The organism is Plebeiibacterium marinum (assembly GCF_026013615.1).
Taxonomy (GTDB): Bacteria; Bacteroidota; Bacteroidia; order Bacteroidales; family Marinilabiliaceae; genus Saccharicrinis; species Saccharicrinis marinus_A.
This window is the reverse complement of the sequence record NZ_JAPDPI010000015.1, coordinates 17,563-32,607: the sequence shown is the minus strand read 5'-3', so window position 1 is coordinate 32,607 and position 15,045 is coordinate 17,563. Positions and strand designations below refer to the sequence as shown.

Here is a 15,045-nt window from a genome sequence, read left to right as displayed (position 1 = left end):
AGCTAAAATTATATGCTTTCTCATATAATCATCTACTTTTTATTGTATTTATATGTATTTGCATATAAAATAGATATTGAGGAATGATTTTAAATTATATAATGACTATGTTTGTCATTGGAGAAATAACCAGTGAAGTAACTTCAGATGTTATTTTGCTATAATTGAAAAAATAAATCCCAAGATTCTTTACACTATTTTTACAACCCAACCCTCACATCATTCTCATTTTCAGCGTTTAGAAAATTTTGTATCGGAAAGTAGACGTGCAACGGAAGCGGATATTTGATTTGCAAGATGGTTAAATGACCATACTGAAAGCATTAGTTCTTTATATTTATTTGAATATAATACCTGTAGAATTATTCATTATATAAAACTTTAGCTTCTCATTTATTAGAAATATTATTAACCTCTTTTGAACTAACTGGAGCTAACTCATGTCCAAACATTGCAAGCACCTGGTTTACCTTATCTAGATTTAAATTACTTTTTCCTTGTTCAATTTTCCTTAAAACAGTTAAAGCTACTCCCGCCCTATCCGCAAATTCCTCTTGAGTAAAATTCACCTCTTTTCTTCTTTCTTTTACAAATTCTGCTAGACTCTTCATTATATGCATTTAAATATAATTATTCAAATATAGCTAAAATTATACGCTTTCACATATAATTAATAATTCCACACAATATCTATATGTATTTACATATAATACGAAAAATCTTAAAGGATTATCTTGGGATAAAAGACGTAAATTTAAATTAAGAAGAGACAAAGGTAAACACTTCTTTATTATAGCATTCCTAATATCACAATAAACATTCTTTTACAGCTTCTTCAATATCCAATTTAATTAATTCCCAATACTTTCCTTTTAGACATATTGGATCTAAATCTGAATCCGCCAACTCAAAGTCTGTTAATTTTGCAATAATTTCTTCTCTTGTATAACTATATGGATATCTTTTTTCATAAAAGTCTAACATATCTTTTATTGTAAAACGATTCGTTAGTTCATGAATATCCCAAAAATCTTTTTTCCTTCCATTATGACCAATGACTTCAAGTTTCATAGCCACTATTTCTTCCAATTGGGAAAGCCTAATTCCTTGATTAATTATCATTGGATATACAAATGGATCTGTATAAAACAAATCTACTTTTATTGCTTCATTTTTGTTATTTCCAACAAGGTATGATTTTCCCATACTATCATTACCTCCAAAACCATAATCTACATAAGTAAATGAATTTTGAAACACCTTATCTATTTCAATAAAATCAATCGATTTATATTCAGAATCTGTAAACAAATCAATATCAATAGAAATTCGATGTCCTAATAATAAACTTAACGAAGTACCCCCAACTAATCTAAAAGATTCTAATTCTTTTAGATTCATTAATTTATTTAAAGTTTCCCATAGTAAATCTGAAACTGTTTCTTTATAAATCTTCATCTGAGATATCTGTCAATATTTAGAGCAAATGAAGTTAAGTAACTTTCTTTTATATTTTCTATCTCAGCTTTAACAGTTTCTTTTCCATAAAATTTAAGAATCTCTTTTATTTCAGTTTCATTACCTCTTTCAAATACTCTTTTAATGATTGCTCTTTTATTTCTTTGCCAATCAATCTTATCAAAATCTGTATCCCAAAACAGAATTTTTCTAATCTTATTTAAATCAGGTGTTTTACTTACAATTTCTGAAATGCTTGCTTGTTTTACATCGTAACTCGCCTGCAGCAACATAAAATAATCAACATCCACCCCAAGATTCATTCCCAACTTTATAGATAATTTAGGATTTACTCCTCTTTTCTCTTTAATTATCGCACTAATAGTTTGAGCATGTTCATTAACCATAGATGCAAAATCCTTATTCTTCAATCCTCTCTTTTTTATCTCTCTGTTCAAGATGGCTCCAGGATGAATCCCTTTTATTTTATTTAATTCCGGTAACATACTTCAGTAATTTTATCTGCTCAAAAATACATATTATCACAAAACTAAACAAATTTGTTTAGTTGTATAATAATTATCATTTACCAATATTCTTTTCTTTGAACTCCGGCCCCATAAAAATAAGCCTCACTTTTATTTATAACCCTTGGTGTAACCAAATTTCATATTTATTAATTTATGAGATTGGATGAAAAAGTTAAACAGCAAATAAAACATATAAATATCAATACCCAAGATTTAAAACCAATCATTAAATTATCTAAAAATAAATGTCTTTACAGCATTTTAACAACTTATTCTTTATAACCCACCGGTTGTCAGTTTTTTTAGAAAATTTTGTGTCGGAAAGTAAGCTATTCATTGATTACTATTTTTTTTAAAAAAAATAGATGATTGGCAATAAACAATTTGTATAAATTGTTGTTTCTTTGTAAAGAATATTAATTGTAATGCTTAGAAAAATATCACATATCATATTTGCTTTATTCTTGTTGGTTTCTACCGCTGGAGTAACGCTTTCTATGCATTATTGCGGTGGCGAATTGGTCTCAACTTCAATTAATAAAGAAGCAAAATCCTGTTGCGATGAAATGGGAGGATGCTGCGAGAACAAAACTGTTCATTTTGAAGTGGAAGACGATTATGTGAGTCCGGTTCAGGTTAATAATGTTCAAACCTTAGAACTAGATATTCTATTCCCAATTCTTTTTGTTTTAAATTTTGATTTGTCAATTGATGAAGAAATTGAGCAAGTTGCTTTTTATGATTCATCGCCACCCCCGACAATTCAGACCCGCCTTGCTTTATTGCAGACATACCTTTGTTGATTGATTACTTTTTTACTGTAACTTAAATATTTGTTGAGAGTTACGGGTTGATTGGATTTGATAATTCGTCTACCCGAAACAGGAAACTTGTTACCTCGTAACCCGCAACTAGAAACTGTAAAAAAAGTAATCATGTTGAATAAAATCATAAAGTTCTTTTTAGAGAACAAGTTGGTGACGTTTTTACTTCTTGCAATATTCATTGCATGGGGTGTTGTTTCGTCACCATTTAATTGGGAGACAGGATTTCTTCCAACCGACCCGGTTCCTGTTGATGCCATTCCTGATATTGGTGAAAACCAACAAATCGTTTACACAGAATGGGCAGGACAGTCACCGCAAGATATTGAAGACCAGATTTCATATCCGCTAACGACAGCATTATTAGGAATCCCTGGTGTTCAAACTATCCGTAGTAATTCTATTTTTGGATTATCAAGTATCTACATCATTTTTGATGAAGATGTGGAGTTTTATTGGAGTAGAACACGAATTTTAGAAAAACTCAATTCCCTTCCAAGTGGAACATTACCTGAAGGTGTAACACCTTCGTTAGGACCAGATGCGACTGCTCTTGGTCAGATTTATTGGTACACACTCGAAGGTCGGGACAAAAAAGGCAATCCAAATGGCGGATGGGATCCCCACGAACTAAGAACCATTCAAGACTTCTATGTAAAGTATGGATTAACTTCTGCCAAAGGTGTTTCTGAGGTTGCTTCTATTGGAGGATTTGTTAAGGAATATCAGATTGACATAGACCCGAATGCCATGAAAGCCCACGGCGTTACAGTTACTCAAATTATGAATGCAGTTAAAAAGAGTAACCTCGATATTGGTGCAAGAACCATTGAGTTTAATCGTGCCGAGTATTTAATTCGTGCATTGGGTTACATCAAAAGTCTTGAAGATATTGAAATGAGTGTTGTGAGTGTTAAGAATAACATTCCAATTCGTATTAAAGATGTGGCAAATGTGAGCTTTGGGCCAGCTACCCGTAGAGGTGGTTTAGACAAAGGCGGTGTGGAAGCTGTTGGTGGTGTGGTTGTAGCCAGATATGGCGCAAACCCTTTGGAGGTTATTAATAATGTAAAAGATAAGATAGGTGAAATATCAACGGGGTTACCTTCTAAAATCTTAGATGATGGTACAGTTTCTAAAGTTACCATTGTTCCGTTTTACGACCGTACGGGTTTAATTAAAGAAACCCTTGGTACACTTGAAGAAGCCCTTTCTTTAGAGGTGCTAATTAGTATCATTGTAATCATTATCCTGGTACTTAATCTTCGTGCATCATTTCTAATATCAAGCCTATTGCCCATTGGGGTTCTAATGACTTTTATAGCCATGCGCAGATTTGGTGTAGATGCCAATATTGTGGCTCTTTCGGGTATTGCCATTGCCATTGGAGTAATGGTTGATGTAGGTGTCGTATTTACTGAGAATATTATCCGGCATGTCGAGATGATTGAAAACAAGGGTAAAAAGCTATTGAACGTAATCTATGAATCAACCGTAGAAGTTGCTCCGGCAGTAATTACAGCTTTAACCACAACCATAGTTAGTTTCTTGCCTGTATTTGCGATGCAAGCTGCCGAAGGGAAGCTGTTCAGACCATTGGCATTCACCAAAACCTTTGCCATGATTTCAGCATTGATTATTGGCTTGACTATAATACCTGCAATGGCACATCTTATTTTCTCAATTAAGATTGATAAGAAAAAAACCAAACAGATACTAAATGGAATTTTAGTATTACTTGGTATCAGCTTCCTATTCTTTGGTAAAGTATTTATTGCAATTGCAATAGTAACTATTGGAGTAAACAATTTACTTGCCCTCACAGAGGGTTTTAATATTGAGAGAAATAGTACCGATAAAAAAACGAAGAAGCAAACGAATTGGTTCTTGCGCTTATATTCTCGTAAAGAGTTCCCTAACTATATTAATATTGGTATAGTAGCTTTAATAGTCGTTTGGCTGCTAACCAAGCAATGGATGCCATTAGGCGCACAAAACAGCGATGCCTCAAATCTGATTTTTTCAGGAATATTAATTGGAGTGATTTTAACAGCAATGCTATTGGTTGTTCGGGTTTATCCAAGGATATTAACCTGGGCTTTGGCTAATAAATGGCAATTTTTAAGCATTCCAATTATTGTAATACTATTTGGATTACTAAGTTGGCAAGGTGCTAATAAGGTTCTTTCATTTATGCCTGACTGTATTAAAGAAAGTGATTCTTGGCAATCATTTAGTGAAACTTTTCCGGGCATTGGTAAGGAGTTTATGCCTGCCCTCGATGAAGGTTCATACCTGTTAATGCCAACAACAATGCCTCATTCGGGTATCGAAGAAAACTTGGAGGTTATCCGCATGTTGGACAAGAAGGTGAACGCTATTCCCGAAGTTGAAAATGTAATCGGCAAATGGGGACGTGTAAATTCGGCTCTTGACCCTGCTCCTACTTCCATGTACGAGAATGTTATCAATTACAAATCGGAATACCTATTGGATGAAAATGGTCATCGTATTCGATTTAAAACTGATAAAGAAGGTGCTTTTGTTTTAGCTGATGGTTCAACTTACAATCCTGAAACAGATGATTTCAGAGTAATTGAGCGAAAGCAGTTGATTGAAGATAAATCGGGTGAATACTTTAGGCAATGGCGTGAACACATTTCATCACCAAGCGATATTTGGGATGAGATTGTAAAGCAATCAAGTATTCCGGGATTAACTTCTGCTCCGAAGCTTCAACCTATTCAAACACGATTGGTCATGCTGCAAACTGGTATGCGCGCACCAATGGGAATAAAAGTTTTTGGACCAGACCTTGAAACAATTGAAAAGGTTGGTTATGAATTGGAGAACCATTTAAAACATGTAGAGGGAGTTGAACCAATGTCAGTTTTTGCCGACCGTGTAGTGGGTAAACCGTATTTAGAGCTTGATATTGACAGAACAGCCATTTCTCGCTACGGCTTAACCATAGCCGATTTACAGATGACTTTGAGTAGTGCTATTGGCGGAATGAAACTCACATCAACGGTTGAAGGTCGTGAGCGCTTCCCTGTTCGTGTTCGTTATGCTCGAGAATACAGGGATAATCCCGAAGATTTGAAAAAGATATTGGTGGCAACACCTTCGGGCGTTCAAGTGCCGTTGGGTGAGCTTGCTACTATTACTTACACTCGTGGTGCGCAACTGATTAAGAGCGAAAACACCTTTTTAGTTGGCTATGTAATTTTCGATAAAAAAGAGGGATATGCAGAGGTTGACGTGGTTGAAAACACACAGGGTTATTTGAATGAAAAAATAAAACAAGGTGTTTTCAATGTTCCTTCAGGTGTAAACTATAAGTTCACAGGGAATTACGAAAATCAAATCAGGGCTACTAAAAGGCTTATGATAGTAATCCCAATTTCGCTAATAGTAATCTTCCTTATTCTATACTTGCAATTCCGTTCGGTAACAGCAGCAAGTTTAATCTTTACCGGAATCTTTGTTGCTTTTTCTGGCGGGTTCATCATGCTTTGGTTGTATGGACAGTCTTGGTTTATGAACTTCTCAATAGGCGGTATTCATGTTCAGGATATGTTTCAGATACACACCATTAATCTGAGTGTTGCGGTTTGGGTTGGCTTCATCGCTTTGTTCGGTATTGCTACCGATGACGGGGTGCTAATCAGTACCTACCTTAAACAGCTATTTGATAAAAAAGAACCAGAAACCGTTCAGGAAGTGAGGGCCACTGTACTAGAAGCCGGATTAAAAAGAGTGCGCCCAGCCATGATGACTACAGCAACAACCATTATTGCCCTATTGCCTGTATTGACTTCAACAGGTAAAGGTTCAGATATAATGGTTCCGATGGCAATTCCGTCCGTTGGAGGTATGTTGATTGCGGTGCTGACCATATTTGTGGTGCCGGTGTTGTGGAGTATGTGGCAGGAGAGGAAAGTAAAACGAGTTGCGAGCAAGCAGGTTGCGAGTTAAATCCGTAACTTAAAACTCATAACCTGCAACACGCAACCCGTAACATGTAACCCGCAACAAAAATAATTTATCATGAAAAGCTACCGAGATTTAGACATTTACAACGAATCATACAAGCTGGCGGTTGAAGTTCACAGAATAACTTTAAAACTCCCGAAATATGAGCTATATGAAGAAGGTTCACAAATTAGGAGATCATCAAAATCAATAACATCAAATATTGTAGAAGGATATGGTAGGAAAAGATACAAAGGTGATTTCATTCGATTTCTAATCTATTCTCATTCTTCATGCGATGAAACCATTGTGCATTTGAATTTTTTGAAAGATACGCATAGTGAGTTTGTAGATGTTGGTGATTTATTAAAAGCGTACGACAACCTTGGAAGAAAATTAAATTCTTTCATTGATTATGTAGAGAAAAATTGGAGAACGTAGCCGAGTTGCGGGTTTTCGTGTTGCGATTTCAAACAAACCCGCAACTCGTAACCCGTAACTCGAAACACATAACAAAAAATACAATGAAAACAACATTAAAAATACTCACTCTATTTATTTGCACCTCCGCTTTTGCTCAGGAGCATCTAACAAACTATCTTGAAACTGCCGCCCAAAACAATCCTGCCTTAAAAGCTCAATTCAACGAGTACATGGCAGCATTGGAAAGAGTTCCTCAAGTTGGAGCTTTACCAGACCCAACAGTTGCTTTTGGTTATTTTGTACAGCCAATAGAGACACGACTGGGTCCACAGCAAGCTAAAATATCTGCTTCGCAAATGTTCCCCTGGTTTGGTACTTTATCTGCTCGTGAAAATTCAGTTGAAGCTTTGGCAAAAGCAAAATACGAACTGTTTGAAGAGACTAAATCGAAATTATTCTATGATGTAAAAGCAACTTATTACAACCTGTTCTTTACAGAAAAAGCAATAGGAATTACATTGGAGAATAACGAGATTTTGTCATCCTTCAAAAATTTGGCAAATATTAAAGTAGAATCCGGTTTAGCTTCGGCTGTTGATGCTTATAGGGTTGAAATGGAAATCAACGACCTTGAAAATCACTTGGCTTTGTTAAGAGACAATTCAACTGTTTTAAGGGTGAAGTTCAATAACTTATTGAATGTTGATGATGCAACAGTTATTCAAATTACAACTGAACTTTCAGAAAGTATTCTTCTCTCCAAGCAAACGGAATTGGATAGCATTATGGCTAACAACAATGCTTTAAGTTCTTTCGACTATCAGTTAGAAGGATTGGAGTACCGTAAAAAGTCAGCCACAAAAGAAGGTTTACCACAATTCTCTGTTGGTTTGGAGTATGCTTTTATCGGTGAAGGGATTTCAACTACAAGCAATGCCGGGCAGGATGCTTTTGTTTTTCCAACAGTAGGGATTAGCATTCCTTTATATCGCTCAAAGTATAAAGCCAAAGTTCAGGAAGTTATTTATCTGCAAGAAGCAAAAAGCTTTGAAAAATCGGATAAACAAAACACGCTTACCGTTTTGTTTGAGAGTATTTGGAAAGATTATCAAGATGCTAATCGTAGATTTTCACTTTATCAGGAACAAACTGAATTGGCTCAAAAGTCTCTTTCTATCCTGGAATCGAATTACGCCACAAACAATATAGATTTTGTGGAGATTTTAAGAATGGAACGAAAGCTTTTAAAGTATGAGTTAGAAATGCATAAGGCTGTTGCAGATAGAGAAGCTGCGGTGGCTTTTATTGAGTATATGCAAGGGAAATAGAAGGTAGATATTAGAAAATAGAAGATAGAGAATAATTCCTCTAACATCTAAATTCTAACCTCTAACATCTTAAAAACGATTAAAAACATAGTCAGATGAAACAATATATAAATAAACGAGATATTAAGCTGATTGGAATCACATTGGTTGCAGGCTTATTTTTGGGTTGGCTGTTCTTTCATTCTTCGGGAAATGAAGCAACACATAACCATGAGGAACATTCCGAAGCTGAAGAAACGGTTTACACTTGCTCAATGCACCCTCAGATAAAACAGAATAAACCGGGATTATGCCCTATTTGTGCTATGGACTTAGTGCCTATGGAAACAGGCACTGCCGAAGGTGAGCATATCGACCCGAATGAAATACAAATGACAGAATCGGCATTAGCATTAGCTTCTGTTCAAACAACAGTTGTTATGCGTGGTGTACCTGAAAAGAACGTTCAACTTTTAGGTAAAGTAAAAGCCGATGAACGTAAAATTTCGGAATTAACTGCCCGGTTTGGAGGACGTATCGAGAAACTATTCATCAATTATACAGGTCAACAGGTTAGTAAAGGGCAAAAGTTGGGTACTATTTATTCTCCTGAATTGATTACTGCACAAAAAGAATTATTGGAAGCTGTTAAATACAAAAGCTCTAATCCTTCATTTTATAAAGCAGCCCGCACAAAACTAAAGCTTTGGGATTTAACAGAGGAACAAATAGATGCCATCGAGAACAATGGCGAACCCAAAACATACTTTGAAATATTATCTCCAATTACAGGTACAGTAACCAAAAGACATGTTGCCATTGGTGACTATGTAAAAGAAGGTTCAGCGTTGTTCGAGGTAATTGATTTATCTAAGGTTTGGGTAATGTTCGATGCATACGAAAGTGACTTGCCCTGGATAAAGAAAGGAGACAATATCGACTTCACTATTCAGTCAGTTCCGGGTGAAACATTTAAAGGTAAAGTTACTTACATCGACCCATTTATTGATGCGCAAACGAGAGTAGCTCAGGTTCGGGTTGAATTAAATAATCCAAAACAACAAGTGAAACCTGAAACGTTCGCAAACGGAATTCTTAAATCGAATATTGCCGAAAATACCAATGAGTTGCTTATTCCAAAATCATCCATCCTTTGGACAGGTAAACGAGCTGTGGTATATGTAAAAGTTCCTGAACGGGAGACTGCTTCTTTTATTTACCGCGAGATTACCTTAGGTGCAGAGGCCGGTATTTTTTATGTAGTAGCTGATGGATTATCCGAAGGAGAAGAAATAGCAACCAATGGTGTATTTAAAATTGATGCAGCAGCTCAGTTAGCTGGAAAATACAGTATGATGAATCCTCAAAGTGGTAAAACATCTACAGGCCACGAACATCATGATATGGATAATATGAATATGAATGTTCAACAAGAAAAACCCGCAACCATTAATTTGCAACACGAGACATTTAAAGTTTCAGGAAACTGTGGCATGTGCGAAGAGACCATTGAAACAGCCGTTAAAACCCTTGCCGGAGTTAATGAAGCTGATTGGAGCCAGGAAACCAAAATGATTCATGTTTCCTTTAATTCAGATAAGGTAAAACTGTCAGAAATTCATAAAGCAATAGCCCAAGCCGGTTATGATACAGAACTAGAAAAGGCAGACGATGAAGTTTATAACAGCCTACCAGGTTGCTGCCAATATACAAGAGATAAATAAGAACAGTTGTGGGATGACGAGTTACGGGTTGTGAAAGTGACTAACCCGTAACTCATAACTTTAAAAAACATCAAATCATTTACTAATTAAAAACACATGTAATATGAAAACAAAAGCAATTTATTTAACAATGGTAATAGCTATAATGAGCTTAACAACAGTATTTGGACAAGCTAAAACAGAAAAGTTCAAAGTGTATGGTAACTGCGGCATGTGCGAAAGCCGTATTGAAAAAGCTGCAAAATTGGTTGATGGCGTAACTGCTGCCGATTGGAACAAAGAAACCAAAATGATTGAAGTCTCATTTGATTCTTCAAAAACAGATGTTCATAAAGTTCACATGGCAATTGCTAAAGCCGGACATGATACTGATATGCACAAAGCCAAAGATGAGACTTATAATTCACTTCCAGGTTGCTGCAAATATGAAAGAGCAGAAAAAAAAAGGAAGACCATAGCAAGCATAAGCATTAAAGAAACACTTAAACAAAAAAAACTTCCAACTGAACTAAATCAGTCGGAAGTTTATTGTTTTGTGCCCAAGGCGGGACTTGAACCCGCACGTCCGTAGGACACACGGCCCTCAACCGTGCCTGTCTACCAATTTCAGCACTTGGGCAGAAAAAAAAAGAGTGATTAAAAATCACCCTTGACATGAGCGAAAAACGGGACTCGAACCCGCGACCCCGACCTTGGCAAGGTCGTGCTCTACCAACTGAGCTATTTTCGCATTAGCGATTGCAAAAATATAAAAATATTCGTTGCTTGTATCTCTACATCGAAAAAAAACAAAAAAAAATATTTTTTACTCATATATACATGTATCCAATAACATTTTTTCCTTAATTGCGTACAAATTGGCAATACTTAATACAACATCTAATAGAATGGCTAATATTTTTAACACCTTATTTGGAAGCAAATTCCCGAAAACAGAGAAATACGAGAACGAAATAAAAGTTTTGGAAAAAGATTTTGAACGCTTTAACAGTCTTGAAAATTCTGAAGATGTAAAGCGTTATTATGAGTTAGACACTCTTGTTCATTCTGGCGATTTTAAACAAACTGTTTCAAAACTAAAAAAAGAACGTTTTAAAGATACTGATGCATTTAAGCAATATAAAAAATTCAAAGAACATAAACGTTCTTCCAATGTAAAACGCTACATCAAGCTTATTAACAAAGGGAAAATAGAAGAGGCTGAAGAACTTAAAGCCACTTCTGAAATACAGACTTTTCTTGAATTAAAAAAAATTGTTGAATCTTCAGAATTTGCTAACCAAAAGGCAGAGATGAATGATAAGAAAAGATTTCAAAAATCTAAAGAATGGCAGCTGATTGAGGAATTCAAATCTTTGAGTAAAAGTGAAGATATTATTTGGTATGTAAAAACCAAAGACCATAATTCATTTAAAGAATTAGGCAAATGGACATTAACATTTGAGGATGATTTCAATGGAACCAAATTGGATAGTTCAAAGTGGATTACCGGGTATTTTTGGGGTAAGGCATTAATGAATGACAACTATGTTCAGGCTAATGAACAGCAGTTTTTTAAAAATGAAAATATTGAATTGCGGGATAGTTGTGCCAGAATTGTTTCTAGAAACGAAGAATGTGAAGGGAAAATATGGGATACTAAATTTGGATTCATTCCTAAAAAATTTGAATTTACATCAGGTTTAATTAGTACGGGACAGAGTTTTCGTCAGCAATTTGGACGATTTGAAGCAAAAATAAAATACAGCCATACAGCTCCTGCTGCCCATACATTTTGGTTGTTATCTGAAAAAATGACTCCACAGGTGAACATTATAAAATCGCCACAAGCCGGAAAAAATAAATTTGAAGCAGGCAATTTTTGGAGTAACGGAAATGAAATTAATCAAAAGATAGAAAAGCTGAAAATACCAGGATCGCCTGATAACTTTTTCATTTATACTTTAGACTGGGCAAAGGATAAGCTGGAATGGAAAATCAATGGAGTTACTGTATATCAGCAAACTTCAAATATTCCTCAAACACCAATGTACCTGACATTGAGCACTCACTTTACGGATGCACCGAAAGCAGAAAAACTGCCAATATCTATGGATATTGATTGGGTTAGATGTTATCAGCAAAATTAGGCGAATCAACCTCTTTTTTGATTGCAATTATATTATTTAAAATATTTCCATAAGGCTGCTTAAAATTTAAGCAGCCTTTTTTATTTTTGCCAAAAATAAATTTTATGTCAGGAAACATATTCTTAATTCCCACAACGCTTGGAGATTCATCAATAGAAAGCGTAATTCCATCAGAGGTTTGCCTATTGTTAAAGCAAATAAAGCATTTTATTGTTGAAGATGTTAGAACAACCCGTCGATATTTAAAGAAAGTTGATAAATCAATAAATATTGATGAATTGACGTTTTATGTATTAAACAAGCATACTTCGGCACAACAAAAGGCAAGCTTTTTAAATGCAGCTAAAAAAGGGAATCATATTGGTATTGTTTCTGAAGCAGGGTGTCCGGGGGTGGCAGATCCGGGAGCCGAAATGGTTTCTATGGCACATCAGCAAAACCTTAGGGTGATTCCACTTGTTGGACCGTCTTCTATCCTACTTTCACTAATGGCTTCAGGTATGAATGGACAAAGTTTTGCCTTTCATGGATATATTCCAATCAAATCAGGAGATAGGGCAAAAGCGATTAAGCACCTTGAAGGAATTTCTATTCGAGAAAAGCAAACACAAATTTTTATTGAAGCACCTTATAGAAACAACCATTTACTTAAAGATATTCTATCTACATGCAGTCCAAAGACAAAAGTTTGTGTTGCCTGTGATATTACACTTGAAACTGAATTTATAAAGACGAAAACAGTAGCACAGTGGCAAGGCCAATTACCAGAATTACATAAACGCCCTACTATTTTTTTAATACAGGGATAAAGAAGATAAACTATGAAAAAACAAGAAAGGCAATCCTGTAAAGAACTGCCTTTCTTATAATATAAAATCAATTTGCTATTTCAATTTGCTTTAGGCAAACTAAAGTAAAATTCCGCACCTCCTTCAGAGGCGTTTTTTACAGATACTTCTCCCTTATGGGCATTGATGGCATGTTTTACTATAGCTAAACCTAAACCTGTACCACCGCTTTTGCGTGATCGTCCAGCATCAACCCTGTAAAATCTTTCAAAAATTCTTGACAAATGCTCTTCCGGAATACCAACACCATTATCAATCACTGAAAAATAGTAAAATTCATCATCTTCATGATACATATCTATATTAATTTTCACATTCTCTCCAGCATAGGATAATGAATTATCAATTAAATTCTGAAATACAGAAGTAATCAAGGAACCATTACCTTTAACTTTAATATTTTCATCAATACTAAAAAATATCTGTGCATTCTGATCTTTAATTAAGCTTTCGCTATTATTAACCACATCATTTACAATTTTAGAAACCGATAAATCTTCAAAATCAAAATAATCTACCTCTTCTTCAATCCTGTTTAAAACAACGATATCCTCAATTAACGATGTGAGTCTATTGGATTGCAGATAGGCCTTGTCAATAAAATAATCCTTCTTTTCAGTTCCAATATCTTTATTATTTAATATGGTTTCAAGATAGCCCCTGACTGAAGCCACGGGTGTTTTTAATTCATGAGCTATATTAGAAGTCATTTGTTGTTTAAGCAACCTTCTCTTTTCTAGTTTTGTGATATCATTAATAAATATCTCAAAACTTCTATCCTGAAACACAATACATTTAATTTCAAAATAATACCCCCCTTTCTTGATCTTAAACTCAAGTTTTGGAAGATTATTTGGATTAATAATTTCTTTGTTTTTTTCAACGTGTTTCTTTATAAACTTTTGAAGTTCTTTTAATTCTGAAATCTCAAAAATATGTTCCGGATTAATGGATGACTTCTCGGCAATTAAGTTTAAATACTGTACAAAAAAGGTGTTAGTGAGTACTGATTTTTTTTGATTTGAAAAAAAGCCAACTCCTTCATTTAACACAAATAAATGCTTAATCAGTTTTTCCTTTTCTAACGCAAGTGCATTCTTTGTCTCAGTAAGTGTTTTATATATAGAAACTATCTGCTTGCTTATTACTCCCAGCTCATTATTTGGAAATTCATAATCATCTTTAACTGGTTTGTTTTGTTGTAACTGAATAGCAAAATCTTTTAATTTGGTAATGCTATCACTCATCTTTCCGGTTACATAAAGCAATATCAACCATGTAATTACAAATAAAAAACCTATAAATATTAAAAAGAGCCTTTCTGCCTTTAAAAAGTTCTGGATTTTTATATCATACACTACTGCTGCACGAATAAAGTAATTGTTATAACTATGTGCGTAATAATAAAAATCCTGACCGGTAGTTGATGACCGCCTGATGTTAGAACCAACATTTACATCCGAATATTTAGCTTTTTGTACTTCAGGCCTGTTCAAATGGTTTTCCATAGTTTTGTAATCTTCAACAAAACTATCAAATAGTACTTTTCCCTTATCATCAATAATTGTTACACGTGTGTCTTGTGCCGGCACAATCTTCAACAATGAATCTACCAGGTTAATTTGGTGATTAGATATTAAATTGTTTTCGTGTATAAAATTGTTGGTTAATTCAGTTACCGTATTTAGTGTATTTTCCAGCTGTACAATCCTGAATTGCTTTTCGCGGTTATACTGAAATGCAATAAAAGAAGCTGTAATTACAGAAAATATCGAGAAATAGTAAAGAAATAACTTTCTCTTGTAATTAAATTTTAATGACATAGAC

General features: G+C 34.6%; 12 protein-coding genes and 2 tRNA genes. 8 read left to right on the top strand and 6 right to left on the bottom strand.

What is annotated here, in order from left to right; translation table 11 throughout:
- Window positions 1-389: 389 nt before the first annotated feature.
- From OM074_RS08770 to OM074_RS08760, 3 genes are all read right to left on the bottom strand, one after another.
- Entirely contained in the window at window positions 390-611 is a 222-nt protein-coding gene (locus tag OM074_RS08770; RefSeq protein ID WP_301199087.1) for a helix-turn-helix domain-containing protein, read from the bottom strand.
- A 196-nt stretch (window positions 612-807) separates the two neighbouring features.
- Window positions 808-1,458 carry a nucleotidyl transferase AbiEii/AbiGii toxin family protein gene (locus tag OM074_RS08765; RefSeq protein WP_301199086.1) on the bottom strand — a complete coding sequence of 217 codons (651 nt, stop codon included), beginning with the start codon at window positions 1,456-1,458 and terminating at the stop codon, window positions 808-810.
- Window positions 1,455-1,964: a helix-turn-helix transcriptional regulator gene (locus tag OM074_RS08760; protein WP_301199085.1), complete on the bottom strand. Its 510-nt coding sequence runs from the start codon at window positions 1,962-1,964 to the stop codon at window positions 1,455-1,457. The genes OM074_RS08765 and OM074_RS08760 overlap by 4 nt, the downstream gene beginning before the upstream one ends.
- A 449-nt stretch (window positions 1,965-2,413) precedes the next feature.
- Here OM074_RS08760 and OM074_RS08755 point away from each other — a divergent pair, with 449 nt between their 5' ends.
- The 6 genes from OM074_RS08755 to OM074_RS08730 all read left to right on the top strand — a co-directional run bounded on the left by OM074_RS08755 (window position 2,414) and on the right by OM074_RS08730 (window position 10,812).
- Window positions 2,414-2,791: an HYC_CC_PP family protein gene (locus OM074_RS08755; RefSeq protein ID WP_301199084.1), complete on the top strand. Its 378-nt coding sequence runs from the start codon at window positions 2,414-2,416 to the stop codon at window positions 2,789-2,791.
- Window positions 2,792-2,923: 132 nt separating this feature from the next.
- Window positions 2,924-6,790, top strand: coding sequence for an efflux RND transporter permease subunit (locus OM074_RS08750; protein ID WP_301199083.1), 3,867 nt, complete (start codon window positions 2,924-2,926; stop codon window positions 6,788-6,790).
- 72 nt (window positions 6,791-6,862) lie between these two features.
- Complete coding sequence (locus tag OM074_RS08745) at window positions 6,863-7,228, top strand: four helix bundle protein (RefSeq protein ID WP_301199082.1); 366 nt, start codon at window positions 6,863-6,865, stop codon at window positions 7,226-7,228.
- 83 nt (window positions 7,229-7,311) lie between these two features.
- Window positions 7,312-8,538 carry a TolC family protein gene (locus OM074_RS08740; RefSeq protein WP_301199081.1) on the top strand — a complete coding sequence of 409 codons (1,227 nt, stop codon included), beginning with the start codon at window positions 7,312-7,314 and terminating at the stop codon, window positions 8,536-8,538.
- A gap of 95 nt (window positions 8,539-8,633) precedes the next feature.
- The gene (locus OM074_RS08735; protein WP_301199080.1) at window positions 8,634-10,241 is read left to right on the top strand and encodes an efflux RND transporter periplasmic adaptor subunit; all 1,608 of its coding nucleotides are present in this window, start codon (window positions 8,634-8,636) and stop codon (window positions 10,239-10,241) included.
- Window positions 10,242-10,344: 103 nt separating this feature from the next.
- Window positions 10,345-10,812, top strand: coding sequence for a heavy-metal-associated domain-containing protein (locus OM074_RS08730; protein ID WP_301199079.1), 468 nt, complete (start codon window positions 10,345-10,347; stop codon window positions 10,810-10,812).
- Here OM074_RS08730 and OM074_RS08725 read toward each other — a convergent pair.
- Both OM074_RS08725 and OM074_RS08720 read right to left on the bottom strand, forming a co-directional pair.
- Window positions 10,778-10,860, bottom strand: a tRNA-Leu gene (locus tag OM074_RS08725). The genes OM074_RS08730 and OM074_RS08725 overlap by 35 nt on opposite strands.
- Before the next feature lie 38 nt (window positions 10,861-10,898).
- A tRNA-Gly gene (locus OM074_RS08720) sits at window positions 10,899-10,971 on the bottom strand.
- A gap of 157 nt (window positions 10,972-11,128) precedes the next feature.
- Here OM074_RS08720 and OM074_RS08715 point away from each other — a divergent pair.
- Together OM074_RS08715 and OM074_RS08710 are read left to right on the top strand one after the other, a co-directional pair.
- Window positions 11,129-12,370 carry a glycoside hydrolase family 16 protein gene (locus OM074_RS08715; RefSeq protein ID WP_301199078.1) on the top strand — a complete coding sequence of 414 codons (1,242 nt, stop codon included), beginning with the start codon at window positions 11,129-11,131 and terminating at the stop codon, window positions 12,368-12,370.
- A gap of 104 nt (window positions 12,371-12,474) precedes the next feature.
- Window positions 12,475-13,179 (top strand): SAM-dependent methyltransferase, encoded by a 705-nt coding sequence (locus OM074_RS08710; RefSeq protein ID WP_301199077.1) that lies wholly within the window; start codon window positions 12,475-12,477, stop codon window positions 13,177-13,179.
- An 80-nt stretch (window positions 13,180-13,259) separates the two neighbouring features.
- On the opposite strand, the gene phoR is transcribed toward OM074_RS08710, so the two are convergent.
- A complete protein-coding gene (gene phoR / locus OM074_RS08705; RefSeq protein ID WP_301199076.1) occupies window positions 13,260-15,041 on the bottom strand; it encodes a sensor histidine kinase in 1,782 nt (593 codons plus the stop codon).
- Between the last annotated feature and the right edge of the window lie 4 nt (window positions 15,042-15,045).